The sequence below is a fragment of the Streptacidiphilus sp. EB129 genome, from assembly GCF_041262645.1.
Lineage (GTDB): Bacteria > Actinomycetota > Actinomycetes > Streptomycetales > Streptomycetaceae > Streptacidiphilus.
On record NZ_JBGCCS010000015.1, the window covers coordinates 147,262 to 172,186 of the forward strand.

Consider the following 24,925-nt stretch of genomic DNA (forward strand, 5'->3'; position numbering starts at 1 on the left):
AAAGGGCCGTTCTCGTGAGCGACCAGTCCCAGGCCACCGCCGGTGCCACCTACGCCGCCGCGGGCGTCTCCATCGAGGCGGGCGACCTCGCGGTCGAGCTGATGAAGCAGTGGGTCGGCAAGGCCACCCGGCCCGAGGTGGTCGGCGGCCTGGGCGGCTTCGCCGGGCTCTTCGACGCCAGTGCGCTCAAGCGCTACCAGCGCCCGCTGCTGGCCTCCGCGACCGACGGCGTGGGCACCAAGGTGGCCCTGGCCGCCGCCATGGACAAGCACGACACCATCGGCCACGACCTGGTCGGCATGGTCGTGGACGACCTGGTGGTCTGCGGCGCCGAGCCGCTGTTCATGACCGACTACATCTGCGTCGGCAAGGTCCACCCGGAGCGGGTCGCGCAGATCGTCAAGGGCATCGCCGAGGGCTGCGTGCTGGCCGGCTGCGCGCTGGTCGGCGGTGAGACGGCGGAGCACCCGGGCCTGCTCGGCCCGGACGAGTACGACGTGGCGGGCGCCGGCACCGGCGTGGTCGAGGCCGACGCGCTGCTGGGCGCCGACCGGGTCAGGGCCGGTGACGTGGTCATCGCCATGGCCGCGTCCGGTCTGCACTCCAACGGCTACTCCCTGGTCCGGCACGTGCTGCTGAACCAGGCCGGCTGGTCGCTGGACCGGCAGGTCGAGGAGTTCGGCCGGACCCTCGGCGAGGAACTGCTGGAGCCCACCAGGATCTACTCGCTGGACTGCCTGGCGCTGGCCCGCTCCACCGAGATCCACGCCTTCTCCCACGTCACCGGCGGCGGCCTGGCGGCCAACCTGGCCCGGGTCATCCCGGAGGGCCTGCACGCCCGCCTGGACCGCGGCACCTGGACCCCGATGCCGGTGTTCCAGACGGTGGCGCAGGTCGGCCGGATGGAGACGCTGGAGATCGAGAAGACCCTGAACATGGGCATCGGCATGGTCGCCGTGGTCCCGCCGGAGTCGGTCGACACCGTGCTGGCAGTTCTGGCGGACCGCGACGTCGAGGCCTGGCTGCTGGGCGACATCGTCGAGCGCGGCGGCGAGTGGTCCGCCGGTGGCGCGGCCCTGTACGGGACGTACGCGTAGCGGACGCTGCGGGGCCGGGTGGCGGGGTTCCACCCGGCCGCCCGGCCCCCTGTCTTTCCGCCTGCGCGAGGGCCCGCATCCTGCCGCCTGCGGCGGTGGCTGCGCCTGTGCGCCTGCCCCGCGGCGGGGCTGCCTGCTTTCGCCTGCGTCGGGCGGCTGCGTCCTTGCGCCTGCGGCGGGCGCTGCGTGCTTGCGCCTGCGGCGGGCGCAAACGCCGAATGGCCGACCCGGTCGGTCCCGGATCGGCGCTTCGGCTGGCTGAAAGAGGTCAGGCGTGTTTACGGGCGGGGCCCGCAGCCTCGTCCTCTTCCTCGTCGTCCTCGCCGTTGTACAACTGCGCGTACGAGGCGTACGGATCGTCGTCGTCCTCGTCGTCCTCGACGGGTTCCGGATTGACCGGTCCCCTCGGTGACGATGCGCCCAGCTCGTTGGCCAGACGTGACGGGTCGAAACCCACGTCGCCGTACTTCAGCTGGCGGGCGACCTTTGTCTGCTTGGCCTTGGCCCGGCCGCGCCCCATGGCTCGACCCCCTCAACGACGGGGCTCATGGCCCCGAGTCTTGACACGCGTTCATGATGAGAAACGACCCCTCGCCGGAGTGAGAGGGTCGGTCCTTAGAGCAATAACGGTACCTGCTTACAGCGCCGTACGGTACGCCGCCCGTGCGACGTGCCGCACCACGACCCTACCTGTGACCATATCGATGCAGGTCATAGGGGCATTGGGTGGCTTTTGCGGTACTCGTCCCGGAGCGCCGGAAGGGGCCGCTCCGACACGATTATCCCCCCTTCGGGTACCGGGTATCACCCGGACGGGCCCGTCAGGTGAGAACGCGGTTCTTCATCAGGGGACGGGACGGGGCCGCCTTCGGCGGCAGCGGCGGCCGCACCCCTCTCGTGGGTGTCGCGCGGGTGCGGCCGCCGGGCTCCTGTCTCAGCCGCGGCGCTCGCGCCGGGCACCGGGGAGCAGGATCGAGCGGAGCCGGCCGACGTCCGCCATCCGGCGCTCGGCGAGCCGGTCCGCGGCGACCGCCGGGGGCACGCCGTCGGCCTCGGCCCGGGCGAAGATCTCCAGGGTGGTGTCGAAGATCTTCGCGGCCTTGGCCTTGGCCCGCTCGAAGACGAAGCCCTCGATCTCGTCCGCGACCTGGATCACGCCACCGGCGTTCACCAGGTAGTCGGGGGCGTAGAGGATGCCCCGGTCGGCCAGGTCCTTCTCGACGCCGGGGTGGGCCAGCTGGTTGTTGGCGGCGCCGCAGACGATGGCCGCGCTGAGCGCGGGCACGGTGCTGTCGTCGAGGGCGCCACCGAGCGCGCAGGGGGCGTACACGTCGAGGTTCGCGCGGATCAGCGCCTCGGCGTCGGCCACCACCTCCACGGTCGGGTGAGCGGCGCGGACCCGGTTGACGGCCTCCTCGCGGACGTCGGTGACGACGACCTGCGCGCCCTCCTCCACCAGGTGCTGGACCAGGTAGTGGCCGACCTTGCCGATGCCGGCCACGCCGACCCGGCGGCCCGCCAGCGTCGGGGCGCCCCAGCGGTGCTGGGCGGACGCGCGCATGGCCTGGAACACGCCGAAGGCGGTCAGCACCGAGGAGTCCCCGGCGCCGCCGTGCTCGGGCGAGCGGCCGGTGACGTAGTCGCACTCGCGGGCGATGACGTCCATGTCCGCGACGTAGGTGCCGACGTCGCAGGCGGTCACGTAGCGCCCGCCGAGGGACTGCACGAAGCGGCCGTACGCGCGCAGCAGCGCCTCGGTCTTGACGGTCGCCGGGTCGCCGATGATCACGGCCTTGCCGCCGCCGAGGTCGAGCCCGGCCAGGGCGTTCTTGTAGGACATGCCGCGCGCCAGGTTCAGCGCGTCCTGCACGGCCTCCTCCTCGGAGGCGTACGGGTGGAAGCGGGTGCCGCCGAGGGCGGGGCCCAGCGCGGTCGAGTGGATCGCGATGACGGCCTTGAGGCCGCTGTCGCGGTCGTGGCACAGGACGACCTGCTCGTGGCTGTCGCCGGGGGCCGAATCGGACTCCGAGGAGAAAATCCGGCGCAGGACGCCGGAACGCTCGCTGACATCGGTCACGGTGGTGACTCCATTGTCGAATCGCGTCCGCTGCTGTGGTGCGGACGTTGTACGGAGAAGCCTAGGACCCGCTCGGGGGCCGTTGAAAGCAGGTTCATCACTAGTGTGATCCCCGGCCGGGACGGTGCGGAGCACCGGCTTCCGGGCCGCTGGAGGCCGCCGCCGTGCGACGATTCCAGCGTGCCTACGCTGCGGACCTCGGTGCTGCCTCCCTACGCCGCCTATCTGCGTGTGTACGAGCCGCTGGCGGCCTTCCAGGAGCCGGAGCGCTCGTACTGGCAGACCTATGCCGCAGAGCGGTCAGGGCCCGGTGGGATCGATCCGGCCACCGCGCTGGAGGAGGGCAGGAGCCGGCTCGCCGACCTCATCGCGGTGCCGCCGATGGCGGTCCCCGAGCGCGAGAGCCGGGAGGCCTTCGTGCACCAGGCGGACGGCGTCACCTATCTCTGTCCCTGGCGTACCCGGCTGCGCAGCTGGCTGGCCCTGGAGGAGCTGCCTCAGCTGCTTCCGCCGCCGCTGCTGGACGCGGTGGTGCCGCCGGTGGTGCGGGCCCAGGCGGAGGCGGACTGGGACCGCTGGCGGGTGCAGAACCCCGACGGCCGGCCGTGGATCCTGACCAGCACCTGGAACGTGCCGATGCGCTGGTTCCTGCTCTTCGGCGCGGAGGAGCGGGAGTACGCCCCGGCCGGACCGGCGGACCCGCCCGGGCCCGGCGAACCGGTGCAGGAGCCGGGCGGGTCCGGGTCGGGCTCAGCCTCGGCGTCGGGGGTCGCGGCCTCCGACGTCGCGGGGGAGCAGTCGGGGGGCGTGCGGCGGATGACCGCGCCGGTGCTTCGCTACCGGACGCCGATGGCGCAGGCCCGGCGACGTCTGGCCCGGGGCTACCGGGTGCTGCGGGAGAGCCTGGACGACGGCCCGATGGTCTCCGGGGTCGAGGAGGTCGGGCGCTGGCTGGAGGAGTTCCACCCGCGCTCGCTGGTGGAGCTGGACTACGGCGGGCTGGTGCACGCGATCCCCGCCGCGGGCCTTGCCGAGGACCGCTCGGCCGAGGAGGTCGCCGAGGGCATCGCCGCGCTGCGCGAGGGCGACCCGGTCCGGGCGGGCCGTTCCTACCGCTCGATGACGGAGCGCTGGCGCCGGGTCCAGGAACTCCAGTACGCCAACTGACGGCCCGTCGGAACCGGGTGGCGGGGTTCCGCCACGACGGATCACGTCACTACTGGCCCAGACCAGTGTCAGTGGCGCATGGCATCCTTCCCTCATAAGTCCCACGAGGGCTTATCTCCCGCCCACATGGGACCAAGGTCCCGGAACGGGTCAATACCCCACGAACGTGACGTGCCTCACCGTTGACGCGAAGCACACTCAGGGTGTCAAAATAGGACAACCAGCCTCACCATAGGTCGTTGTGCCCGCATCTGCGGGGATCTGTGGAGAATCGAGAGACTTCGTGGGGGACGCGGAGGGGGCCTGGTCCGTCATGACCCATGGTCACGTTCGCGTGACTGTCCGTTATGGCATGGTCCATAGCTATCCGCCGAGCTTGAGCCCGCAGGGGTCAATTCCTACGGTTTGGCCGTTGGGGCTGGACGGATGGTGTAGTTGTAGTGCCGAGGACAAGCCGTTCGTCCTATTACCGACTTGGTCGGCATGCGCCATTTCGGGCATCGCAGACCAAGGTGCAGAATTTGAAGGAAAGAACCGCGCTGGTTTGGTTCTCCCGAGGAGGCCGCTCACATGACCGCTCGTACCCCTGACGCCGAACCGCTGCTGACGCCGGCTGAGGTCGCCACCATGTTCCGCGTTGACCCCAAGACGGTCACACGCTGGGCCAAGGCCGGCAAGCTCACGTCGATCCGGACGCTTGGTGGGCACCGTCGTTACCGTGAAGCAGAGGTTCGCGCCCTGCTCGCGGGCATTCCACAGCAGCGCAGCGAGGCCTGAATCATTTCCTCCGCTTTCTGCGGCGACATGTCCAAGCGACGGGCACTGTTGATCGGCACGTAGCCGGTGGGGGAACTCTCAGGGATCTTTGAAGCAACACCACGAGCCGCACCGAACTCCGCCGGGTTCGGTGCGGTTTCGTGTTGTGGTGACCCCGTTGAGAGTGTGCAATTTTACATATTAAATTGCCACCCCTCGCAGGGGGGTCAACATGAGCAGGTCTCAAGGAAATGTAAGTGAGCCGTGTCACATGGCGTAGGGTCACCGCGGAGCCCTGCGCGGCGGCCGTGACGGGCGTCTCAGAGGGGTGAAGGGCACTCCGGAGCCCTCGCAGGCGGGCGGAACGCAGATCAGCCCGGATCCAGAAGGATCCGGGCTGATCGTCAGGCGACCTCGACGGGACTTGAACCCGCGACCTCCACCTTGACAGGGTGGCGAGCTAACCAACTGCTCCACGAGGCCAGGTTGTCTTGCGACTCCATGACTGTACTCCATCCTGGGGGTCGAGGTCGAACCGCTGTGTGCCTGGTCAGAGGACGGGCGGAGGCGGGCGTTCGGGAGGGGCCGAGGGCGCGTCGGACAGGGGGTCAGGCCGAGGCGGCGAGCGGCTGCGTGGTCCGGTCGATCGCCTCGGCGAAGCGGTCCACGGTCCGCGCCAGTCCGCGGTCGGCCTCGGCGTCCAGGACGGTGCCGCCGTCCTCGCGGACCGCTATCAGCCGGTCCAGCACGAAGTAGCCCTGCGCGACATGCGCCGCGCCCAGCGACTGCAGGACCGGACGCAGCGCGTAGTCGATCGCCAGGACGTGCGCGGTGGAGCCGCCGGTGGCCAGTGGGAGGGCGGACTTGCCCTCCAGGGCGTACTGCGGGAGCAGGTCGAGGTAGGTCTTGAGCAGCCCCGAGTATGCGGCCTTGAACACCGGGGTGCCGATCACCAGGGCGTCGGCCCGCTCGACCAGTGCCACCGCGGCGCTGATCTCGGGGTGCGAGGTGTCCGCGGCGAGCAGAGCGGCCGGCGGCAGCTCGCGCACCGACAGGTGGACGACCTCGTGCCCGCGGGCGGTCAGCCGGGCGTCGACGTGGCGCAGCAGCCGCGCGGTGCGCGAGGTGCGGGAGGGACTGCCGGAGACGGACAGGACGAAGGACATGGATCACCTCAGTGGGAAAGCCCGGAGCCGGGCAGGCAGGCGGAACGCACCCGGGCCGGGACAGGCACCGGGGTGCGCGGCTGACACGGGTCAGCGCGGGGCCGGGAGGAGCGGAACCGACACGCTCAGAGGTGAACCGGACAGCTGGTGGCGGACACGCGAAGAAGGTCGACGTGACGTCGACGCGTGAGAACCCACCGCTGGAGCATGCGGCGAGTGAAGCACGGAGGCTTCCCGGGGGTCAAGGATCCCTCGGTGGGCCGACGCTAGCCGCCGGCCGCGCCCAGCAGCGACCCCGCGACGTAGGTGACCGCCATGGCGACGGCGCCGCCTGCGACGTTCCGCAGTATCGCCGGGCGCAGCGGCGCGCGGCCCAGCCGTGCGCTGATCCAGCCGCACAGCATCAGCGCCCCCAGCACGGCCAGCACGGTGATCCACAGCCGCACCGAGGCCGGCGGCAGCACCATCGCCAGCAACGGCAGCAGCGCGCCGACGGTGAAGGCGACGAAGCTCGCCCCGGCGGCGTGCCAGGGGTTGGTGAGATCCTCGGGGTCGATGCCCAGTTCCGTCTCGGCGTGGGCGGCCAGCGCGTCGTGGGCGGTCAGCGCCTCGGCCACCTCCCTGGCGAGTTCGGGGCTCAGCCCCTTCTGCTCGTAGAGGCCGGCGAGTTCGTCCAGTTCGGCGTCGGGGGTGTACCGCAGCTCGCGGCGCTCCAGGTCCAACGCGGCCCGCTCGGAGTCCCGCTGGGTGCTGACCGAGACGTACTCGCCGGCGGCCATCGACAGCGAGCCTGCCAGCAGCCCGGCCAGCCCGGCGGTGAGCAGCGCGCTGGAGGAACTGGTCGCCCCGGCCACGCCGACCACCAGCCCGGCTGTGGACACCACGCCGTCGTTGGCCCCGAGCACCCCGGCCCGGAGCCAGTTCAGCCTGCTGCCGAGGTCGTCGTGGTGCGGCTCGCCGTGCTCGTTCTGTGCGCTGCTCGGGTCACTGGTCACCCCTGGAGTCTCCCCCGGGAGCCGCCATGCCGTTCCGCCGACACGGCAACCGGCCTCAGCGCCGTCAACTCCCGGCTCCGAACCCTCAACGCCCAGCCTTCAGTGCTCAACCCTCGGCGCTCAACCCTCGGCGCTCAACCCTCAGCGCTCAACCTTCAGCGCTCAACCCTCAGCGCTCAACCCTCAGCGGAACTCCCGAAGTCGCGGGTGCACCCCGAGCAGGCAGAGCAGCAGCACCAGTCCCGCCCCGGCGCCCAGCAGCGGCAGGTCGACCCCGAGCTGGTCCTGGGCGTCGTGGCCGGCGCCGGCGAAGGCGGTGGCGTTCACCTGGATCACCTGCTGCAGTGCGGTGTCGTACTGGGCGAAGGCCCAGTTGGAGTCACCGGTGTTGTAGCTGGTGCCGAAGCGGATCGCGTCGTCCAGCCGGCCGGCGGCCACCAGGGCCCGGATCTTCCGGTCGTCCAGCTGGTACGCCTGATAGGTGGTCAGCGCGGACTCGGCCGCCGAACGCTCACCCGGGAAGGTGATGTTGCGGAACTCCGTGCCCAGGAATCCCTGGAAGCGCACGTCGGTGTGATCGGCCTGGTAGGCGGAGAGCGCTCCGGCCAGGCCGGCGTCGTAGGTCGACAGAGTGGCGCCGGGGAGGTCCACCAGTTGCTGAGAGGAGGTCTCGAAGGCGTCCTGGTAGGTGGCCGCGCGGCCCTGGTCGAGCAGGTAGCGGCTCTCGTCGGCGTTGCCGTCGTAGGCGACCGCGCGGGCCCGGGCCAGGGCGACCACGGAGTCGAAGGCGTCGCGGCGGGCCAGGTGCAGCTTGTCGCTCTGGTTGGCGAACATCGAGCCGCCGAGTGCCACGAGCACCACCGTGATCAGGGTCGCCGCCGCCAGCGCCGGGTTGACGATCCGTCGGAACCTGAGTGCGAGCCAGACCTGGGTCGCGATCAGGGTGCCGAGGAGGGCGATGCCCAGGACACCCAGCCACCATCCGGCGGCGCCGAGCGTGGAGCGCTCGGCGTTGTAGGAGCGGTCGAAGGCCGCGTTGTCGGCCTGGACCAGCCGGTCGGCGGCGGGCAGCAGCGTGGTCCGCATCAGGTCGGTGGCCTTGCGGTACTCGGTCAGCGCGGTCGGGTCGGGGTGGCCCGCGCCGGCGCCGGCCCGGTCGTTGAGCTCCATCGCCCGCGCGGCCAGGTCCTGGTAACTGCCCATGCCGTCGAGCACTCCGGCCAGCGCCTGCTGCACCGTGCTGTCGCCGGAGGCGTCCAGGGTGGCCCGCTGCAGGTCGTGGTCGGCGTCGGTGCGGTCCTTCGCGTACTGGGCCAAGGCCGTGGTGCGGTGGCCGGCCAGCGTCGTGTCCGCGCCGACCATCAGCACGTTCGCGGTCTGCGCGTCCAGGTCGGTGAGCGCCTGGTACAGGTCGGTGGCATCCACCACCTGCGGGGCCTGCCGGTCGCTGATGGTGGACCAGGTGCCCCCGGCCTGCGCCGCGACGCCGGTGAGCAGCCCGCCCAGGGCCACCGTCAGCACCAGGCAGACCGCCGTGCCGGTCCGCAGCCGGGAGGGCATGTCGTGGGCGTGCCGCCACCACCGGGACCAGGTCTGGGCCAGCCGTGCCGGGGAGAACCGTCCCGGTCCGTGCTGACCACCCGGCATCGGGCCCTCGGGCTCCCGGCGCGTCGCCGCTCGTTCGCCTGCCCCGCTCCCCTGTTCCTGCTCGGTGCCGGCCGCACTGCCCGCCGTCGTCGCCGTCGTTGTCATCGTCCCCCGCCGTTCCCGCTGGGGCTCCGCCAGCTGTGAACCGGAGCCCGCACCGGCGATCACTCTCCGCGCGTCTGTACGCCGAATGGCAAATCTTGACGCGTTACTGACGGTCTGCCGACTCTTCTTAACGCGATCTTGTCGCCGTCGCCGTCGCCGTCGCCCTCCCGGGAACGGCGAAGGGCCGCTTCCCGTACCGGAGTACGGGAAGCGGCCCTTCGCTTGGTTCAGCCTGTCGCCGGGTCAGTTCTTCCAGCGGGGCTTGCGGTCGCCACCGGCGGAGCCGCCGTTGAAGCTGCCGCCACGGTCGTCGCGACGCTGGAACCCGCCGGAGCGGTTGTCGCGGTCACCGAAGGAGCGGCTGGCGCCACCTGCGGGGCGGTGGTCGTCCCGACGGCCGAAGGCCGGACGGCTGCTGCCCGAGGAGGGACGGTCGCCGTAGGAGCGGCTGCCGCCGGCCGGACGGTCGTCACGGCTCTGGTACGGCGTCGACGGGCGACCGCTGCGCTCGCCGAAGCTGCCACCGGAACGGCCCTGGTAGCCGCCGGAGGTGCGGTTGTCACGGTCGCCGTAGGAGCGGCTGCCGCCGGCCGGACGGTCGTCCCGGCGCTGGAAGCCGCCACGGTCGTCACGACGGTCGGTGCCCCGGTCGTCACGGCGCTGGAAGCCGCCGCGGTCGCTGCTGCCGCGGTCGTCGCGGCGCTGGAAGCCGCCACGGTCGTCGCGGCGCTCGGTGCCCCGGTCGTCGCGACGCTGGAAGCCACCGCCGGAGGTGCGGTTGTCGCGGTCGCCGTAGGAGCGGCTGCCGCCGGCCGGACGGTCGTCGCGGCGCTGGAAGCCGCCACGGTCGTCACGACGCTCGAAGCTGCGCTCGCCGCCCCGGTCGTCACGGCGCTGGAAGTTACCGCGGTCGTCGCGACGCTCGTCACGACCGCGCTCGTCGCGCACCGCCGCGGTACGGGCCGGGCGGGTGTCCTCGACGTCCGCCGGGGCGCTCTGCGCCGGGACGGAGGCCTCGGTGCGGATCGCGGTCCGCTCGCCGGTCTCGGTCTCGGCCGCGTCCACCGCGGGCTCGTCCTCGATGCCCAGCTCGGCGCGCTCGCGGGCGGCCCGTGCGGCCAGCCGCTCGGCGTCGGCCCGCAGGTCGGCGGCGTGCTTGGTGGCACGCTCCAGCTCGCGGGTCAGCTCCTGGACGTCACGCTCGGCCTGCTTGGCCTGGGTGGCGACCGACTCGGCCTGGACCTCGCTCAGCGAGCGGGCGCCGGTGATCTTCACCAGGTCGGCGTCGAAGGCGCCGCCGACGATGTGGCGGGTGGCCTCGACCCCGGCGTCCTCCAGCAGGCGGAACACACCGCGGCGCTGGTGCGGCAGGATCAGGGTGACGACCGTGCCGGACTTGCCGGCCCGGGCGGTGCGGCCGGAGCGGTGCAGGTAGTCCTTGTGGTCCCCGGCCGGGTCCACGTTCAGCACCAGGTCGATGCCGTCGACGTGGATACCGCGCGCGGCGACGTCCGTGGCGACCAGGACGTTGACGTAGCCGTCCTTGAAGTCGCCCAGGGTCCGGGTCCTGGCGCCCTGGGTCATCCCGCCGTGCAGCGCGTCCGCCAGCACGCCGGCGTCCCGGAGCTGCTCGGCGACACGGTCGCAGCCCATCTGGGTGCGGACGAAGATGATGGTGCGGCCCTTGCGGGCGGCGATGGCGTTGGTGACCGGGGCCTTGTCCTTGGGCTTCACGACCAGGACGTGGTGGGTCATGGTGGTGACGGCGCCGGCGGACGGGTCCACCTCGTGCGTCACCGGGTTCTTGAGGTAGCGCTTCACCAGCGCGTCGATCTCGTTCTCCAGGGTGGCGGAGAAGAGCATCCGCTGACCGCCGGCCGGGACCTTGTCGAGGATCTCGGTGACCTCGGGCATGAAGCCCATGTCGGCCATCTGGTCGGCCTCGTCCAGGACGACGACCTCGGTCTCGTCCAGGGTGCAGGCGCCGCGGTCGAGCAGGTCGCGCAGGCGGCCGGGGGTGGCGACGAGGATGTCGACGCCGCGCTCCAGCGCGTAGATCTGGTTGGACATCGAGGTACCGCCGCACACGACCTTGAGGCGCAGGCCGAGCACCGAGCCGTACGGCTCCAGCGCGTCGGCGACCTGCATGGCCAGCTCGCGGGTCGGCACCAGGATCAGGCCGCGGGGGCGCTTGGCCTGGCTGCGGTTGCCGCCGAGGCGGGTGAGCAGCGGGAGACCGAAGCTCAGCGTCTTGCCGGAGCCGGTGCGGCCGCGGCCGAGGACGTCCTTGCCGGCCAGCGCGTCCGGAATGGTCGCGGCCTGGATCGGGAACGGCTCGGTGACGCCCTTCTTGGCGAGGGTGCGCACGATGTCCTGGTGCAGGCCCAGGTCGCCGAAGGTGACCTTCGGCTCGGTGTCGGCGTCGGTGTCGACCTCGTCGGCCTCGACCTCATCGCCGGTGACATCGTCGATGATGTCGGTGGCGGCGTCGGTGAGGACGTCGGTCAGGGTGTCGGCCTGAGTGTCGGCCTGAGTGTCGGTGTCGGTGGGGTCCGTGGCGGCGGCAGGGGCCTCGATGCCGTTTTCGGGCATGGCGAAGCGGTCGTCGTCAACGAGAGACATGAAGAACCTTCCGGATGTTGGCACGCGCCAAGTCCGCGGGTTCACCTACAACCGCCTCAATGCGGTCAGCCACGGAGTGCCGGTACGCGCCAGGGCGCCTGATGGGAGTAGCAGCAGCGCCGGGCAAATGAAACAAACAACGATCTACCAAGATAGCCTAGGTCGCGTCCTGGGGGCAAATGACCTCATCGCGACCCCTCTGGCCGGGGCAAACAGCAGGCCCGAGGAGAACGGCGGCCGACGGCCGCCGTTGCGCGAGCCCGTCGCGCTACGACCTGCTCAGCACGGGCCTTCCGCCGGATATTCCCGCCGGGGTCCTCCCGCCACGTCGGACTCCTCCCGCAGGGTGGCCATCGACCGGGGCGAGCTGAGCCGGGCCGGGCTGAGGTCAGGCTGAGGTCGGCCCGCGGTCCGGGCTCCGAACGGGACGTGTTCCGCTCCGGTCAGGCCGCGCTCGGGGCGGGCGTCGCCGGCGGAGAGGAGGCCGGGGGCGGGCTGGGGGCGGCGGTGGTGGGCGGCGGCGACGCCGGCGCGGATGCGCTGCTACTGGCGGCCGGGCTGGTGGGGCCCCCGGTCACGCCCCCGCCCCCGCCGTTCCCGGCAGGGGTCCCGTGGGCCCCGTTCCCGGTGGCGGACGGCTGTCCGGCGACGACCCCCGGCCCCCCTGGCCGGCTCGCGGCCGGAGAACCCGAGGGACCGACAGCGGCCTTGCCCAGCGTGGCAGTTGTCGCGGCGCCGGGGTCGCCGCGATGCCTGGTCCCGATCCGGCTCTGCGCCAGGCCGTCCTGCGACTGGTCGACGGCGTCGGTACTGCCGGCGGCGGGGCTGACCGCCACGCTCGGCTTGTCGGCGGACCCGGCCACGTCCATGCACCCGGACAGCGCGGACGTCGCCAGCACGGCCAGTGCCGCCAACGACCCCGCCGTCAACGCCCGGTGTACGCCGGTCATCCCGGAATCGAACTTGCCCACTGCGCGCGGCCCCGCTTCCCGTTCACCCCGGCCGCCGACGGTGACGGCTCTCCGTCCCTCCAACGGCGGCCGGCGGCGAAAGGACACGGCCGCCCACCGCTTCGGCCCCGGCCCGGTGCGGGGCGATCGGCGGGCCGCTCGGCGCATCTCCTGGCGGGCATGTCGGCGCCCTGCCGGCGCGCCCCTTGCGCGCCCGCTCGCGCGCCCGTCAGCCGTAGCCGAGGGCGTGCAGCCGCTCGTCGTCGATCCCGAAGTGGTGCCCGATCTCGTGCACCACGGTCACGCCCACCTCGGCGACGACCTCCTCACTGCTGGCGCAGGCCCGCAGCGTGGGGTTGCGGTAGATGGTGATCCGGTCCGGAAGCACTCCGGCGCACCAGTCGCCCCGCTCGGTGAGCGGGGTCCCCTCGTACAGGCCGAGCAGTTCCGGCATGCCCGGCTCCGGGTCGTCCTCCACGAAGATGACGACGTTGTCCATCAGCCGGGTCAGCTCGGCCGGTATCCGGTCGAGGGCCTCGCCGACCAGTTCCTCGAACCGCTCGCGGGACATCTCCAGCACGTCACTCCTCGGGGACGGGGTCCGCCCGTTCGCAGGCGGTGCGGCACGGGAACCACGGGGCTCGCCGAAACCATTTTGGCGATACCCGCCCCGATCCCATATGCTCTGAACGTCCCCGACGGCCGCAAGGAAGCCGGGAGGGCCAATCGCCCTCATCGTCTAGTGGCCCAGGACGCCGCCCTTTCAAGGCGGTAGCACGGGTTCGAATCCCGTTGGGGGCACGCTTAACCGCGTGCAGGTTCGCCTGTACGAGGCCTCGTGGAGCAGTTGGTTAGCTCGCCACCCTGTCAAGGTGGAGGTCGCGGGTTCAAGTCCCGTCGAGGTCGCTTCACCCCTTCCGAGGGGAGTTTGCCCCCTTCGGGGGGCATGGCCAGGTAGCTCAGTTGGTACGAGCGTCCGCCTGAAAAGCGGAAGGTCGCCGGTTCGACCCCGGCCCTGGCCACCAGTTCTGAGCAGTGAGAAGCCCCGGAGCGCATCGCGCTACGGGGCCTTTTTGCGCTGTGGCGGGGTCAGCGGACCCAGGTGCCGGTGAGGGTCTGGACGGCGGCGCCGTCGGTGTCGGCGAGCTTGGTGGCGACGAAGGCGCGCGCCGTGTCGGAGGTCTGCACCCGGAACGGCGGCTCGGCCGCGGCGAGCACCTCGACGATCGAGGCGGCGGCGTCGGCCGAGGACTGCGCCGAGCCGAAGGCCGCCAGGGTGCGGTCGATGTAGCCCTTGAGCGCGGGCGCGTACGGTCCGGCGGCCTCCAGCAGGCCGGGGATGTCCAGGCTCTGGCTGGAGACGAACTCACTGGCCACCGCCCCCGGTTCGACCACGGAGACGCGCACGCCGGTGGTCGCCGCGACCGGGGCCAGGGACTCCATGAACCCCTCGACGGCGAACTTCGCGGCGCAGTAGGCCTCGTTGAAGGGCTGCCCGATGACGCCGCCGACGCTGGTGACGGTGACCACCCGGCCGCCGGAGGCCCGCAGGTGCGGCATGGCGGCCCGGGTGGTCTCGACGACGCCGAAGAAGTTCACCTCCATGGCCGTACGGAAGGGCTCCGTGCCGCTCTGCTCGACCGTGCCGACCTGACCGGCCCCGGCGTTGTTGACCACGGCGTCGAGGTGTCCGTACTCGGCGATCACCTCGTCCAGGCAGGCCGCGATGGAGCCGGCGTCGGTGACGTCCAGACGCTTGACGTGGACCCGGTCGGCGACACCGGCCCGGTCGGCGGCCTCCTGCAGGGCGCCCGCCTTCGCGGTGTCGCGCATGGTGGCGATGACGGTCCAGCCGGCGTCCGCGGCGGCGACGGCGGCGGCCAGGCCGATGCCCGAGGAGGTTCCGGTGATCAGGACGGTGCTGCTGGAGGTCATGGCTCTTCCTTCGCTGCGCGGGGGAGTGACGGGACGGGAACGAGGGCACGGACCTGTCTGTGCGTGTGCACGCACAGACGATACGGCTGTGTGCGTGCACACGCAACCTGGTACGGTGCCTGCATGGCGAGCTCCGACATCACCCTGGGCCAGATCTCCGCCCGCGACCACGCCTTCTACGGCCTGGTCTGGGCGGGCACGACCCTCACCGCGCACGTCGACCGCGCCCTGACGCGTGCGCACGACCTGCCGCTCTCCTGGTTCGAGGTCATGCTCTGGCTGAACGGGCAGGACGAGCCCATCGCCGCCTCCGACCTGGGGGACCGGACCCTGCTCAGCCGCAGCCAGGTCTCCCGCGTCGCGGACGCGCTCAAGGCGCGCGGCCTAGTCGACCGGATCCCCTCGCCGACTGACGCCCGCTCGGTGCGGATAGCACTCACCGAGGCGGGCCGCAGCCTCTTCGCCGAGGCGGACGCGACCCGGCGGCAGGCCCTCGCCGAGGTCTTCGACGACCGCCTGGACGACCACGACATCCAGGCCCTGGAGACCGTGTGGGGCAAGCTCAAGCAGCCCGGCGGCACGTCGCGCGCGGGAGAGGCCCAGAACGCCGCGCGGCGGCGGTAACCGGGTGGCCAACCGTTGTGGATCTGCGGGTAGGATCACGGTGGCCGGTGGCGTACCCCGACGGGTGCTCCGTAGGCTGACGGGCTGCTAGCTCAATTGGCAGAGCTGCGGACTTTTAATCCGTAGGTTGTGGGTTCGAGCCCCACGCGGCCCACCATTTCGATCCCAGGTCAGAGCACATGGCCTGGGCTTTTTCATGCCCTCAGGGCGGTCGAAATGTGGTCCTGCCGGGACGAGCGCAAAACGATCTACGTCTGCTGGGACGCTGCTGGGACTTCAGGACTCGTGGCGCGGCGGTCGGCCGCACGTCCGTGACCTGCTCTGATCGCCGTTCAGGGAGGTAGAGAGCACACCGTCGAGTGGTCCACGGAGCCCGGATATCGGAGTAGTCGAGCGCCCGCTCGCTTCCCTCCGTGATACGTACCGTCAGCAGTCGGATCACCTACCTGTTGCGCCACACCGTCCCCTGCTCGCGCGGCAGTGGCGGCGGGCAGCACGTCGTCTTGGCCGGCAACTGCACACTCGGGCTCAGCGGTCTCACGGGGATGGCAGTGGCTGACCTGTACCGCCAGAAGCGAGGAGCTTCGCCATGTTGGGCCACCAACCCTCGTGCTGACCAACCATGGATGCGAGGGTTGGACTGTGCGCAAGCATGTAGGAGGTGTATGCGCTCCAGTCGTCGAACGATTCGCTCGCGCTGACCCTCCGCGTCGACAGGAGGCCGGCCTCCAGGGCGTCGGCCAGAATCTCGACCAGCGCGAGAATCCGATCTCTTTCCAGACCAACAGTCGGGCAAGGCTTGTTGTCGTACAGGTACTTCCTCAGTTCTGGCCGCTCGACCAGGATCAGCAGCACTGAGCGGACATCGTCTAACGCGTCGTGCAGTACGCCGGCGCCGGCGATGTTGTTGGCGATCTGAGTTTGCTGGGCCACGGCACGGGTCTGCCAGCCGAGCAGAAGAAGCGTGATGATCAACCCGATAAGGCTGCCGATCGTGCCGATCTCAGCAAGCATGAGCCCCCCAGCCGTTGACCTGGACCACCCCGGCTGACAGCCTGCCGCGGCGGGACGCCACCCGGATGCTGCTTCCCGCGATCGTGATAGGACCGCCATCCAGCTGTTCCAGCAGCCCGTGTCGCGCCCCACATCGGCGTGGCTCTGGCGCAGGCGGGCGGTTAGGCCGCCGCGCACGCCGGACTCGGCTGCGGCATTGCCGCCGGCGAGGTCACCGGCGTGGTCATGTTCGGCGGGATTCCTGGTCGCGCTGATCCACTCGACCACTGGCCAGCCCAGACGGCCGCCGTCCTGGTCGCCGGTGTAGATGCGGCCGGCAGCGGTCAACGAGGCCTCGACGGTGCCGCAGGTGAAGCATGCTGCGCCGTGCAGGCGGGCGAGCAGAGCATCGTCCACCGGCAGCGCGAGCGTGGAGGGGCTCACTGAATCCGCCATGCCAGTGACGGTAGAGATGGTCGGAATCCAGTCTCAACGGATGTGCGAGAACTTGCGGACGGTCAGCCGAGCGCCTGAATTGCCGCGCCGATCAGCCGGCGGGCGCCGCCGCCGAACACAGCCAGCCGGGACAATGCCGTGAAGGTGTCCACATACATGCCGATCTCATGCGGCTGCGAGACCGTCAGATACGCCGACACCAGCTCGACGTTCACTTGCGCATCGTCGAAGATCCAAAAGTCCTCGACCGGCCACAATTCCGAACGGTCCGCGGTGAACGGCACGATGCCCAGACTCACCGCCGGCAGCGACGCCACCGACAGGAGATGGCCGAGCTGCTCCGCCATGGCCTCTTCGCTGCCGATCCGATGCCGGAGCACGTTCTCCTCCAGCAGGATCGCGAACCTCCGCCCGCCCTGATGCAGGACCTGCTGCTTGTTGATGCGGACCTGCACTGCGGCGTCCAGGTCATCAGGGACGGCTCGCCGGTCGCGGATCGCGGCCAGCAGCGTCTCGATGTACGTCCGTGTCTGCAGTGGTCCTGGAATGAGCCAGGACGAGTAGGCGCGGAAGCGCCGGGTGCGCTCCCACAGAGGCAGCACGGACTGCTGGGCGTGCTTGAGACCGGAGCTCTCAATCCGGCGCCATTCGACGTACATGCCGTCGATGCCGCGGGCGGTGGCGATCAGATCCGCGGCCTGTTCCGGGACGCCGCAGTGCAGTGCCCAAGCCCGTAGGTCGGCATCGGAGGGGGTCATCCCGCCGTGCTCGATGCGGGAGCACTTGGACTCGTGCCAGCTGCACAACACGGCCAGCGCCCGCGCAGTGAGACCGGAGTCGAGCCGGATCTCGCGCAGGCGCTGACCGAGGGCTTCCCGTGCGTGGGCGACGCTGGATGAGGACACGTGATCAGCTTGCCGACTCTCAGGCTGGGCGGTAGTCCTCATGAGGGATCGCGCGTTGCCAAACGGCCTCGAAGGCCACGCTGCACAGCGCTACCGTGCGGACCTCGGTGACCAGTTCCTCGCCGGTCATCGTGCCGTCTCCGGCGAAGTGGTTGAACAGCACAGTCTCGCCGTCAAAAAGCCAGTAGTCGTTACCTGGCAGAGCGAGGTCGGAGGCGAGCCGGCGCGGAAGCCAACGCACCTGCTCGCCCGACTTGATGTTGTGTCCGCTGGTGACGTCGTACTCGAACCGGATGTAGTCGCTGACCGGCTCGGAGACGATCCGGGCGCGGCGAACCTCGATGCCCCGGATCGTGGTCTGAGCCATGAGATCGAACCAGGACCGCCACCGCTCGGCGGGGTCGAAGCGACGCCCGCTCGTCCACTCCTCGAAGTCCGCGTCACGGCCGTAGCCGTCGCGCATCTCCAGGTGTACAGCTGATCGCTGTGCCGAGCGGAACAGGCCCTCAAACGCCGCCGCCACCGTTGACCTCCGGGAAGAACTGCATCATGCGTCGGGGGAATTCGATCACAGTCTCGTGCTCGGGGACGACCAGTTCGGCCAGCCGGTCGGGGTCGGTGACCTTCCAGCCCTGCAGCACGTATGTGTCGGTTTCGTCGTCGAGGTACACCGTCGGGCTGCCATTGTTGGGGCTTTCGGGGTCTTTGCCGAGCTTGTGCAGTGTCATGGCTGTGCCTCTCTCGGTCGGGAGGGTGCTGTGACTGAGCTTGCACGCTCCGTTGTCGAGATCGCCATGAGGATGCGGAAACTTGCGGGTCTGATCTGCCTAACGCCCAGCTTGCCTGCTCGGCCAGTAGTCGAACGCCGCGTACCCGCGCCGCCTACATCCAGGCCGTCACTAAGGCCCTGCCCGCCGCAGCCGAGTACGACTACGTCCACGACACCGTCCTGATCCGTGTCAGCCACTACCTGACACCCGACCAGGCGAAGGACTACCAGACTGCGGTCAACAGCATCGGCTGAGCACTCCGCAACGGCGAGGCGCCCCGCACCAGTGCGGTGCAGGGCGCCCGTGTCGCTCTGGGTCAGGCAGGGACGATGTTCTCGGCCTGGGGGCCCTTCTGGCCCTGGGTCACGTCGAAGGTGACTTTCTGGCCTTCTTGCGTCTTGCGGAGACGCCCGACACGGACTCGTAACGCACAGCCCGGTTCCGCTGAGCGGGTTGTCCTCCCATTCGTCGACGTCCTCGAAGTAGCCGAGCAGTTCCTTGCTGCCGTCCTTTCACCCGCCGTGCCTGCCCTGCGGAGTTGGGGAGCATGCGGCAGGACCACACGGCGCCGACGGAAGATGGCTGGCTCCAAGTCCGTCCGGGGCGATGCTTGGTGGGCCAGAATGCCGCCGTGACCATCCTCCAGTTCATCGTTGACATGAAGTGGGTCTTCCTGACCCTGATCCTCGTTGGCCTTGTCGTCGTCGGGATCAAGCGCAGCAGCCCGGCCACCAAGGCCGCCTTACGGAACGCCGTCATCAGCCGCGGCCTCAAAGTCGACCTCCCCGGCGGCATAGGTTTCGACTGGTCTCCCCCGTCCTCGGCTGCCGTCGCGATGGCAGCCGCACCTGACGCACAACTCGCCCAGTCCACCAGTGGGGAGGGGCAGGCGCCCACGCAGGACCAAGTCCAGGACCACGTCCAGGCCCTACGACGCGACGCCGTCGAGCAGGTCATGCGCGAGGCGGCCCGGTGGGGTTGGATGATGGCCAGGACCGGCTTCCAGAGCCCGCCCGTACCGCAGATCAACTGGGTGGGCGACCATCCGCAGATCACCTTCGGCGCTACCGCTGCCGCAGCGCAGCATTCCAACCTCCTGCAGGACTGATCGAACATGGGCCGTGCACCAGTCCGGCACGTAGGTCAGCGCAGTTCTCCTCGTGATCCTTCTAGGGGCACAAGTGGGTTGGTCGGCCGCCCGCCCCGCCCACTGCCTCCACGACTCGGGCGGGACGGCCCAGCGTCCGGGCCCGCGATGGTGGGCAGGTCCCGGACGGCAGTCTCAGGGCTCAGGCGTACACCAGGACCGGCACAGTGGGACGAAACGACCGGGGCCTCTTCGCCGCGGCCTGGCCCGCTGCAGGAAGGGGGCGACGCACGCCCGGCAGTACCTGAGCTCGTAGCCGGGCCCGGACGCGGCCTCGACATGCCCGACCGGGATCGTCGAGGCCTGCTGCCCGCATCGGTCGCAGTACCGGCGCATCCAACCCGACTCCCACTGCAGCGAGTCGAGGAACGCCGTGTCGTCGGGGTGCTCGGTCATGGCGCCGGCTCGACGAGGACGATGGGCAGGCCGGTGACGTACTCGCGGAAGCAGTCAGCGTGGTTGATCGCGACCCGCTTGGACGTCGGGTCGCTGACGTCAGCGCGGACTGTGATCCCGTCGGCGGGCTGCTGGCAGAAGTCGCACCTGCGGGCCGGGCGCGGAGTGGTGGGAACGTTCATTCGGTCACCTTCGCGAGGTCGGCGACGAGCCGGAGCAGGTCCTCGACAGTGCCGGTCAACGCCGAGGCGAGGAGCAGCAGCTCGGCCGGCGCGACGGTGAACAGGTCGACGTGTCGGGCGCGTTCCAGGTCGTGGCGGGCGACACCGACGCGAAAGTCCTGGGCGGGCGTCAGCGGCGGCTTGATGGTGACAGGTTCGGTCAGTGGCACGGGAACCCCCAGGTGCTTGGGACAGGCGGCCACCGGCCAGCCCAGACGGCCGCCGTCCTGGTCACCGCTGTAGATGTGGACGGCAGCGGTCAGGGGAGCCGTCGTGGTGCCGCAGGTGATGCAGGCTGCGCCGTGCAGGCGGGCGAGCAGAGCATCGTCCACCGGCAGCGCGAGCGTGGAGGGGCTCACTGAATCCGCCATACCACTGACGCTAGGGACGGCCGGAATCTGACCTCAACGGATGTGTACAGACTTGCACGATCACTCCAACGCGTTGATCGCAGAGGTGACGAGCCGCCGCGCGGGGGCGCCATACACGGCAAGCCCGGCGAGCTCCGCGAAGGTCGGGATGTACGAGTCCACCTCGTGCGGTTGGGTGACTGTCAGATATGCCGAGACCAGCTCGACGTTCACGTGCGCATCGTCGAAGATCCAGAACCCTTCGACCGGGCGCATCACGCGTCGGTCCGCAGCGTCCGGAACGATGCCCAGGCTCACACTCGGCAGCGTGCCTACTTCGATCAGATGCCCGAGTTGGCGGACCATCGCGTCAGGGCCACCGATGATCTTCCGAAGAACGTGTTCCTCGATGAGGATGGCGAATCGGTGGTCACCCTCGTACAGCACACGTTGGCGCTCCATGCGTACTGCGACGGCGTCGTCGACGTTCTCGGAGTGCCCGTGCTGACGAGCCGTCGCCAGCAACAGGGCCCGGGTGTACGCCTCGGTCTGCAGCGGTCCGGGGATGAGCCACGATGCGTAGGCGCGGAACCGGCGGGTGCTCTCGAATAGCGGCTTCACGCTCTCCTGGGCCCTCTTGAGGCCCGCGCCTTCCACGCGCCTCCATTCGACGTACATGCCGTCGATGCCTCAGGCAGTGGCGATCAAGTCGGCGATCTGGTCCGCCGCCCCGCAGTGTTTCGTCCAGGCCCCGTAGGTCGGCGTCCGACGGCGGCGTCCTACCGTGCTCGATGCGGGAGCACTTCGACTCATGCCAGCCACACAAGTCTGCCAGCGCCCGCGCAGTGAGACCGGAGTCGAGCCGGATCTCGCGCAGGCGCTGACCGAGGGCTTGCTTGGCCTGTTGGACGCTGGAGGACGGTGAGGACATGCTCAGGAGTTGTCGACCGGGGACTCCGGGTCCTTGCCGAGCTTGTGCAGCGTCATGGCTGTGCCTCTCTCGGTCGGGGAGGGTGCTGTGACCGAGCTTGCACGCTCTGCTGTTGGCGGAGCCATGGATATGCGGGAACTTGCACGAGATTCGGGTGACCGAAGTCGGCGAACGCCCCGCACCAGTCCGATCCGGTGCGGGGCGCAGCTGGGAGCAGGGTCAGGCCGGGACGATGTTCTCGGCCTGGGGGCCCTTCTGGCCCTGGGTCACGTCGAAGGTGACCTTCTGGCCCTCCTGGAGCTCGCGGAAGCCCTGGGCGTTGATGTTGGAGTAGTGGGCGAAGACGTCGGCGCCGCCGCCGTCCTGCTCGATGAAGCCGAAGCCCTTTTCGGCGTTGAACCACTTCACGGTGCCACTGGCCATGGTGCTTCCCAATCGGGATCGCGAGGTACGCACTGGCGCGTACCTCAGGGGTGAGGTGATCGCCCTGGTCCTCGGGACAGCTGGTGAAGCGGAACATCGGAGCCACGTGCGTTCGACGACCACGTTACGCGCAGGGCGATCAACGGGCCAGGAGGCTCTGAGCCGTCAGATTCAGGAGCCCGAGCCTGGGCCACGCGTACGGGTCTCCTCGCTGCGATGTCACCCGTTCGCCCGGCTCGGTGTGCGATCAAGAATGCGCCCGTGTCGGCTGGGTGAGGTTCATACAACCCACCGCTGGAGGATTCCCATGACTCAGACCCAAGGCACCATGGCCATGTCCATGCAGATGCGTCAGTGCATCGACGCCTGCAACGAGACGCACTCCATGTGCGAGCGGACCATCGCGTACGCCCTCAACAAGGGCGGCGAGCTTGCCCGGCGCGATGTGGTGATGGCGCTGATGGACTGCGCGGACAGCTGCCGAATGTCGGCCGACATGATGATGCGCCAGTCCAGCATGGCCGCGCAGATGTGCCGGATGTGCGCGGAGATCTGTATGTCCTGCGCCGAGATGTGTGCGCGCTTCGACGATCCGACGATGCGCGCCTGCGCGGACGCGTGTCGGCACGCGGCGAGCATGTGCCTGCAGATGGCTGACGCGGCCGTCTGAGCCGCCCTGGTCGGGCCGGCCGCCGGGCATGTGCGGCCACACCACAAGCCCGATCCGTGCCGGAACGCGGAGGTGCCCCGTACCGGACCGGTACGGGGCACCTCTTCTGCCCTGGATCAGGCCGGGGTGATGTTCTCGGCCTGGGGGCCCTTCTGGCCCTGGGTCACGTCGAAGGTGACCTTCTGGCCTTCCTGGAGCTCGCGGAAGCCCTGGGCGTTGATGTTGGAGTAGTGGGCGAAGACGTCGGCGCCGCCGCCGTCCTGCTCGATGAAGCCGAAGCCCTTTTCGGCGTTGAACCACTTCACGGTGCCACTGGCCACGATGTTGCTCCCTGTCCGGGATTGTGGGGTACTGGCTGTTCAGTACCCCTGGGTGAGGTGATCGCCCTGGTCCTCGGACTGCTGGTGAAGCGGAACATCGGAGCCACGACTGCTGGTCATGACGCTATCCGAAGCGAGTCTCCGCCGCCATGGAATATACGGACCTCATATGCCGACGGCCGGATCGTGATGGGGACCTGAAGCGCCTGCACGATGCCAGGAATGTCGGGATCCGTGCAGGGCAACGGGGGCGGACCGCGGCTACACCTTGGCCTCGAGCTGGGCGGTCACCCGGGCGAGCTGCTGGTGCATTTCGCCGTGCTGGGCGCTGAGCGCCTCGAAGTTGGCCATCAGCTGCTTCAGCAGTTCCTCCGAGCGACAGTTTGTCTCGAAGTCGTGCTCGGCCAGTTCACTGGAGATCTGGTCGCTGCGCTTCGCGGCGATCAGCAGGATCGCACCCTGCATCGCCGCAAGGCAGGACAGCACCAGATTGAGCAGGATGAACGGGTAGGGGTCGAAGCCGTGGCTGCCGTTGAAGCCCATCCACACGGCCAGGAAAATCAGCGAGCCAAGGACGAAGGTCCAGGAGCCCATGCTGTTGCGCATCTTGTCGGCGGCGCGCTCGCCCAGGGTGAGCTGCTTGTCGCTGCGCACGCCGGGGTGGCGGTGCCATCGGTGCATCGTCGTCCTGGCGGTCTCGGCGGCCGTGGATATCAGCTGATTGCTCATGGCGGGGTATTGTGCCAGGCCCATACATGGGTATCGGCCGGACGGGCCCCATGATCCCTCCGAATGGCGGCTGTCAGGCTGCGAGGAATTCGCCGTTGCCACGTCAGTTCCACTGTGGAAAAGCAGAATTGATTGACCGTGCGATTCCCGTCTGCTCGACCTGCAGAATCAGAACCGGAGCCAGGTCGCCTGGGCGGGGATGTCCGCTGAGCGGGTTCTGGCCAACTGGGCGACCTGGGTCGGGGCCAGGGATTGCGCCCATACCTGGACATCGGCGATCGAGCCGTTCCAGGCGTCGGCCCAGTGGGACTTGTACCGTGCCCGGCCGATCTCGATCGGGCCGTTGGCCGGCAGGATGTGCGGCACCGGGGTGGTCTGCGCGAGCGCGCCGTCGACGTACAGGGAGATGGTCCTGGCCTTCGCGTCGTACACACCGGTCAGCGTGGTCCACCGGCCGATGGCGGCCGGGGTGGTGGACAGAGCCATGACGCTGTTGCCGGCCGCCGCGGCGGTCTGCACCTTGAAGACCCAGCGGTCGCGGGTGGCAGTCGAATAGTCCTCACGGCCCAGGTAGAGGGAGAAGAACGCGTCGCCGCCCTCGGAGACGGCGGCCTTGGGCTGCGCCGACGCGTCGTTGCGGACCATCGCGGAGACGGTGAAGCTGGTGGCGGTGTCGACGCCCGTGGAGTCGGCCTCGGCGTAGCCGTCGGAGTGCCCCAGCACTGTCAGGGCCGGGCCGTTGTGGCCGTCGACGGAGCCGACCTGGGCGGCGGGGCCGAGGCTCAGGCCATCGCCGGCACCGGACGCCGTGGCGGACGGAGTGACGGACTGCGCACCGGCCGGGCTCGACGCCGAACCGGAGGCCGGGCTCGAAGCCGACGCGGACATCGCCGGCAGGTGGTCGGCCGAGGGTGTCGTACCGCCGGAGCCCTGCACGACCACGGCGGCGACCACGATGCCGCCCAGTGCGAGCGCGCCCGCCAGTCCGAGGCCGACGCGCAGCAGCCGCTTCCGGCGGCCCTCGCGCTCGTTGGCCTCGGCCATCCCGGCCCAGTCCGGCGTGCTTCCGGTCACCCCGGCCCGGTAGCCCGGTGTGCCCCAGTCGCCACCCACACGTCCCCGCTTCCCCCGGCACTCTCCGTCGGCGGAACTGTAGGCCACCCCTCGGGGCGCACGGCGGTCGGGGTGACCCGGGGGACGGTGCGAACGGGCCACAAGGTATTCACAAGAGCCGCGGTTAGCGTTCCGGGCGCGGAGTGGAACCCCGGGGGTGTTGACGGGCGTCGTGCTCGGCGGGTGGCTCGGCTCGGGACCCGGGGGGACGGCCTGGGATTTCGCGCTCTGCCAGCTGGATCGATCGTACGAACGAAGGCCCACGCTCCTCGAAACTCGCGAATGACCGACCCCGGCTGACGGGGTGATCGCCGCAGAGGCGAGGATGTAGCCGTCGAACAGACAGTTGACCTGAGGACA

25 protein-coding genes, 5 tRNA genes and 2 pseudogenes are annotated in these 24,925 nt (G+C 70.0%); 10 read left to right on the forward strand and 22 right to left on the reverse strand.

All coding sequences use genetic code 11. From position 1 onward, the window contains the following. The first annotated feature begins 14 nt into the window (after positions 1-14). The gene (purM, locus tag ABH925_RS20050; RefSeq protein WP_370149747.1) at positions 15-1,097 is read left to right on the forward strand and encodes a phosphoribosylformylglycinamidine cyclo-ligase; all 1,083 of its coding nucleotides are present in this window, start codon (positions 15-17) and stop codon (positions 1,095-1,097) included. A gap of 268 nt (positions 1,098-1,365) precedes the next feature. Here purM and ABH925_RS20055 read toward each other — a convergent pair whose 3' ends face one another. Both ABH925_RS20055 and ABH925_RS20060 read right to left on the reverse strand, forming a co-directional pair. Continuing rightward, on the reverse strand, positions 1,366-1,617 hold the full coding sequence (locus ABH925_RS20055; protein WP_370149749.1) for a DUF3073 domain-containing protein: 252 nt from the start codon (positions 1,615-1,617) through the stop codon (positions 1,366-1,368). 414 nt (positions 1,618-2,031) lie between these two features. Beyond that, positions 2,032-3,174: a Glu/Leu/Phe/Val dehydrogenase dimerization domain-containing protein gene (locus ABH925_RS20060; RefSeq protein WP_370149750.1), complete on the reverse strand. Its 1,143-nt coding sequence runs from the start codon at positions 3,172-3,174 to the stop codon at positions 2,032-2,034. Between the two features lie 180 nt (positions 3,175-3,354). On the opposite strand from ABH925_RS20060, the gene ABH925_RS20065 reads away from it, so the two are divergent. Both ABH925_RS20065 and bldC read left to right on the forward strand, forming a co-directional pair. Next, entirely contained in the window at positions 3,355-4,341 is a 987-nt protein-coding gene (locus ABH925_RS20065) for a hypothetical protein (RefSeq protein ID WP_370149751.1), read from the forward strand. A gap of 570 nt (positions 4,342-4,911) precedes the next feature. Beyond that, positions 4,912-5,118, forward strand: a complete 207-nt coding sequence (bldC, locus tag ABH925_RS20070; RefSeq protein ID WP_003949541.1) for a developmental transcriptional regulator BldC — start codon at positions 4,912-4,914, stop codon at positions 5,116-5,118. 388 nt (positions 5,119-5,506) lie between these two features. Here the strand turns inward: bldC and ABH925_RS20075 are convergent. The 7 genes from ABH925_RS20075 to ABH925_RS20105 form a co-directional block, all read right to left on the reverse strand. Then, positions 5,507-5,580 (reverse strand) — tRNA-Asp (locus ABH925_RS20075). Positions 5,581-5,705: 125 nt separating this feature from the next. Beyond that, positions 5,706-6,263: an NADPH-dependent FMN reductase gene (gene ssuE / locus ABH925_RS20080; protein ID WP_370149754.1), complete on the reverse strand. Its 558-nt coding sequence runs from the start codon at positions 6,261-6,263 to the stop codon at positions 5,706-5,708. 266 nt (positions 6,264-6,529) lie between these two features. Next, on the reverse strand, positions 6,530-7,258 hold the full coding sequence (locus tag ABH925_RS20085; protein WP_370149757.1) for a VIT family protein: 729 nt from the start codon (positions 7,256-7,258) through the stop codon (positions 6,530-6,532). 183 nt (positions 7,259-7,441) lie between these two features. Beyond that, positions 7,442-9,010 (reverse strand): hypothetical protein, encoded by a 1,569-nt coding sequence (locus ABH925_RS20090; RefSeq protein ID WP_370149758.1) that lies wholly within the window; start codon positions 9,008-9,010, stop codon positions 7,442-7,444. A gap of 243 nt (positions 9,011-9,253) precedes the next feature. Continuing rightward, positions 9,254-11,632: a DEAD/DEAH box helicase gene (locus tag ABH925_RS20095; protein ID WP_370149759.1), complete on the reverse strand. Its 2,379-nt coding sequence runs from the start codon at positions 11,630-11,632 to the stop codon at positions 9,254-9,256. A 443-nt stretch (positions 11,633-12,075) separates the two neighbouring features. After that, a complete protein-coding gene (locus tag ABH925_RS20100) occupies positions 12,076-12,582 on the reverse strand; it encodes a hypothetical protein (protein ID WP_370149760.1) in 507 nt (168 codons plus the stop codon). Positions 12,583-12,811: 229 nt separating this feature from the next. Next, positions 12,812-13,153 carry a metallopeptidase family protein gene (locus tag ABH925_RS20105; RefSeq protein ID WP_370149819.1) on the reverse strand — a complete coding sequence of 114 codons (342 nt, stop codon included), beginning with the start codon at positions 13,151-13,153 and terminating at the stop codon, positions 12,812-12,814. A gap of 157 nt (positions 13,154-13,310) precedes the next feature. Here ABH925_RS20105 and ABH925_RS20110 point away from each other — a divergent pair. From ABH925_RS20110 to ABH925_RS20120, 3 genes are all read left to right on the forward strand, one after another. Beyond that, a tRNA-Glu gene (locus ABH925_RS20110) sits at positions 13,311-13,383 on the forward strand. A 31-nt stretch (positions 13,384-13,414) separates the two neighbouring features. Beyond that, positions 13,415-13,488 (forward strand) — tRNA-Asp (locus ABH925_RS20115). 42 nt (positions 13,489-13,530) lie between these two features. Next, positions 13,531-13,607 (forward strand) — tRNA-Phe (locus tag ABH925_RS20120). A gap of 64 nt (positions 13,608-13,671) precedes the next feature. Here the strand turns inward: ABH925_RS20120 and ABH925_RS20125 are convergent. Further along, positions 13,672-14,517 carry an SDR family NAD(P)-dependent oxidoreductase gene (locus ABH925_RS20125; RefSeq protein ID WP_370149762.1) on the reverse strand — a complete coding sequence of 282 codons (846 nt, stop codon included), beginning with the start codon at positions 14,515-14,517 and terminating at the stop codon, positions 13,672-13,674. 123 nt (positions 14,518-14,640) lie between these two features. On the opposite strand from ABH925_RS20125, the gene ABH925_RS20130 reads away from it, so the two are divergent. Both ABH925_RS20130 and ABH925_RS20135 read left to right on the forward strand, forming a co-directional pair. Then, on the forward strand, positions 14,641-15,141 hold the full coding sequence (locus ABH925_RS20130; RefSeq protein WP_370149764.1) for a MarR family winged helix-turn-helix transcriptional regulator: 501 nt from the start codon (positions 14,641-14,643) through the stop codon (positions 15,139-15,141). 81 nt (positions 15,142-15,222) lie between these two features. After that, positions 15,223-15,298, forward strand: a tRNA-Lys gene (locus ABH925_RS20135). 380 nt (positions 15,299-15,678) lie between these two features. Here ABH925_RS20135 and ABH925_RS20140 read toward each other — a convergent pair. From ABH925_RS20140 to ABH925_RS20160, 5 genes and pseudogenes are all read right to left on the reverse strand, one after another. Then, positions 15,679-16,590 carry a hypothetical protein gene (locus ABH925_RS20140; protein WP_370149765.1) on the reverse strand — a complete coding sequence of 304 codons (912 nt, stop codon included), beginning with the start codon at positions 16,588-16,590 and terminating at the stop codon, positions 15,679-15,681. A 62-nt stretch (positions 16,591-16,652) separates the two neighbouring features. Then, complete coding sequence (locus ABH925_RS20145) at positions 16,653-17,495, reverse strand: helix-turn-helix domain-containing protein (protein ID WP_370149767.1); 843 nt, start codon at positions 17,493-17,495, stop codon at positions 16,653-16,655. Between the two features lie 19 nt (positions 17,496-17,514). Continuing rightward, positions 17,515-17,958 (reverse strand): DUF6879 family protein, encoded by a 444-nt coding sequence (locus ABH925_RS20150; RefSeq protein ID WP_370149769.1) that lies wholly within the window; start codon positions 17,956-17,958, stop codon positions 17,515-17,517. A gap of 43 nt (positions 17,959-18,001) precedes the next feature. Further along, entirely contained in the window at positions 18,002-18,223 is a 222-nt protein-coding gene (locus ABH925_RS20155) for a hypothetical protein (RefSeq protein WP_370149770.1), read from the reverse strand. Positions 18,224-18,581: 358 nt separating this feature from the next. Continuing rightward, a pseudogene (locus tag ABH925_RS20160) lies at positions 18,582-18,668 on the reverse strand (cold-shock protein); the annotation flags it as partial. A gap of 228 nt (positions 18,669-18,896) precedes the next feature. On the opposite strand from ABH925_RS20160, the gene ABH925_RS20165 reads away from it, so the two are divergent. Then, positions 18,897-19,373 carry a hypothetical protein gene (locus ABH925_RS20165; RefSeq protein ID WP_370149771.1) on the forward strand — a complete coding sequence of 159 codons (477 nt, stop codon included), beginning with the start codon at positions 18,897-18,899 and terminating at the stop codon, positions 19,371-19,373. Positions 19,374-19,804: 431 nt separating this feature from the next. On the opposite strand, the gene ABH925_RS20170 is transcribed toward ABH925_RS20165, so the two are convergent. The 4 genes and pseudogenes from ABH925_RS20170 to ABH925_RS20185 form a co-directional block, all read right to left on the reverse strand. Beyond that, entirely contained in the window at positions 19,805-19,990 is a 186-nt protein-coding gene (locus ABH925_RS20170) for a hypothetical protein (RefSeq protein ID WP_370149773.1), read from the reverse strand. Next, positions 19,987-20,400: a hypothetical protein gene (locus tag ABH925_RS20175; protein ID WP_370149775.1), complete on the reverse strand. Its 414-nt coding sequence runs from the start codon at positions 20,398-20,400 to the stop codon at positions 19,987-19,989. Before ABH925_RS20175 ends, ABH925_RS20170 begins: the two co-directional genes overlap by 4 nt. A gap of 60 nt (positions 20,401-20,460) precedes the next feature. Next, positions 20,461-21,310 (reverse strand): annotated as a pseudogene (locus ABH925_RS20180) (helix-turn-helix domain-containing protein). A gap of 219 nt (positions 21,311-21,529) precedes the next feature. Continuing rightward, positions 21,530-21,733, reverse strand: coding sequence for a cold-shock protein (locus ABH925_RS20185; RefSeq protein ID WP_134001919.1), 204 nt, complete (start codon positions 21,731-21,733; stop codon positions 21,530-21,532). 307 nt (positions 21,734-22,040) lie between these two features. Here ABH925_RS20185 and ABH925_RS20190 point away from each other — a divergent pair, with 307 nt between their 5' ends. Next, entirely contained in the window at positions 22,041-22,403 is a 363-nt protein-coding gene (locus ABH925_RS20190) for a four-helix bundle copper-binding protein (protein ID WP_370149777.1), read from the forward strand. Between the two features lie 116 nt (positions 22,404-22,519). On the opposite strand, the gene ABH925_RS20195 is transcribed toward ABH925_RS20190, so the two are convergent. The 3 genes from ABH925_RS20195 to ABH925_RS20205 form a co-directional block, all read right to left on the reverse strand. Further along, positions 22,520-22,723 (reverse strand): cold-shock protein, encoded by a 204-nt coding sequence (locus tag ABH925_RS20195; protein ID WP_370149779.1) that lies wholly within the window; start codon positions 22,721-22,723, stop codon positions 22,520-22,522. A gap of 261 nt (positions 22,724-22,984) precedes the next feature. Further along, a complete protein-coding gene (locus tag ABH925_RS20200; protein ID WP_370149780.1) occupies positions 22,985-23,452 on the reverse strand; it encodes a DUF1003 domain-containing protein in 468 nt (155 codons plus the stop codon). A gap of 168 nt (positions 23,453-23,620) precedes the next feature. After that, a complete protein-coding gene (locus ABH925_RS20205; protein ID WP_370149782.1) occupies positions 23,621-24,526 on the reverse strand; it encodes a LamG domain-containing protein in 906 nt (301 codons plus the stop codon). Between the last annotated feature and the right edge of the window lie 399 nt (positions 24,527-24,925).

Coding starts and splice junctions, on each gene's coding strand:
- ABH925_RS20055 (WP_370149749.1), bottom strand. CDS start 1,617: ATGGGGCGCGGCCGGGCCAAGGCCAAGCAGACAAAGGTCGCCCGCCAG.
- bldC (WP_003949541.1), top strand. CDS start 4,912: ATGACCGCTCGTACCCCTGACGCCGAACCGCTGCTGACGCCGGCTGAG.
- ssuE (WP_370149754.1), bottom strand. CDS start 6,263: ATGTCCTTCGTCCTGTCCGTCTCCGGCAGTCCCTCCCGCACCTCGCGC.
- ABH925_RS20090 (WP_370149758.1), bottom strand. CDS start 9,010: ATGACAACGACGGCGACGACGGCGGGCAGTGCGGCCGGCACCGAGCAG.
- ABH925_RS20095 (WP_370149759.1), bottom strand. CDS start 11,632: ATGTCTCTCGTTGACGACGACCGCTTCGCCATGCCCGAAAACGGCATC.
- ABH925_RS20100 (WP_370149760.1), bottom strand. CDS start 12,582: ATGACCGGCGTACACCGGGCGTTGACGGCGGGGTCGTTGGCGGCACTG.
- ABH925_RS20105 (WP_370149819.1), bottom strand. CDS start 13,153: ATGTCCCGCGAGCGGTTCGAGGAACTGGTCGGCGAGGCCCTCGACCGG.
- ABH925_RS20125 (WP_370149762.1), bottom strand. CDS start 14,517: ATGACCTCCAGCAGCACCGTCCTGATCACCGGAACCTCCTCGGGCATC.
- ABH925_RS20130 (WP_370149764.1), top strand. CDS start 14,641: ATGGCGAGCTCCGACATCACCCTGGGCCAGATCTCCGCCCGCGACCAC.
- ABH925_RS20140 (WP_370149765.1), bottom strand. CDS start 16,590: ATGGCGGATTCAGTGAGCCCCTCCACGCTCGCGCTGCCGGTGGACGAT.
- ABH925_RS20150 (WP_370149769.1), bottom strand. CDS start 17,958: ATGCGCGACGGCTACGGCCGTGACGCGGACTTCGAGGAGTGGACGAGC.
- ABH925_RS20155 (WP_370149770.1), bottom strand. CDS start 18,223: ATGACACTGCACAAGCTCGGCAAAGACCCCGAAAGCCCCAACAATGGC.
- ABH925_RS20170 (WP_370149773.1), bottom strand. CDS start 19,990: ATGAACGTTCCCACCACTCCGCGCCCGGCCCGCAGGTGCGACTTCTGC.
- ABH925_RS20175 (WP_370149775.1), bottom strand. CDS start 20,400: ATGGCGGATTCAGTGAGCCCCTCCACGCTCGCGCTGCCGGTGGACGAT.
- ABH925_RS20185 (WP_134001919.1), bottom strand. CDS start 21,733: ATGGCCAGTGGCACCGTGAAGTGGTTCAACGCCGAAAAGGGCTTCGGC.
- ABH925_RS20190 (WP_370149777.1), top strand. CDS start 22,041: ATGACTCAGACCCAAGGCACCATGGCCATGTCCATGCAGATGCGTCAG.
- ABH925_RS20200 (WP_370149780.1), bottom strand. CDS start 23,452: ATGAGCAATCAGCTGATATCCACGGCCGCCGAGACCGCCAGGACGACG.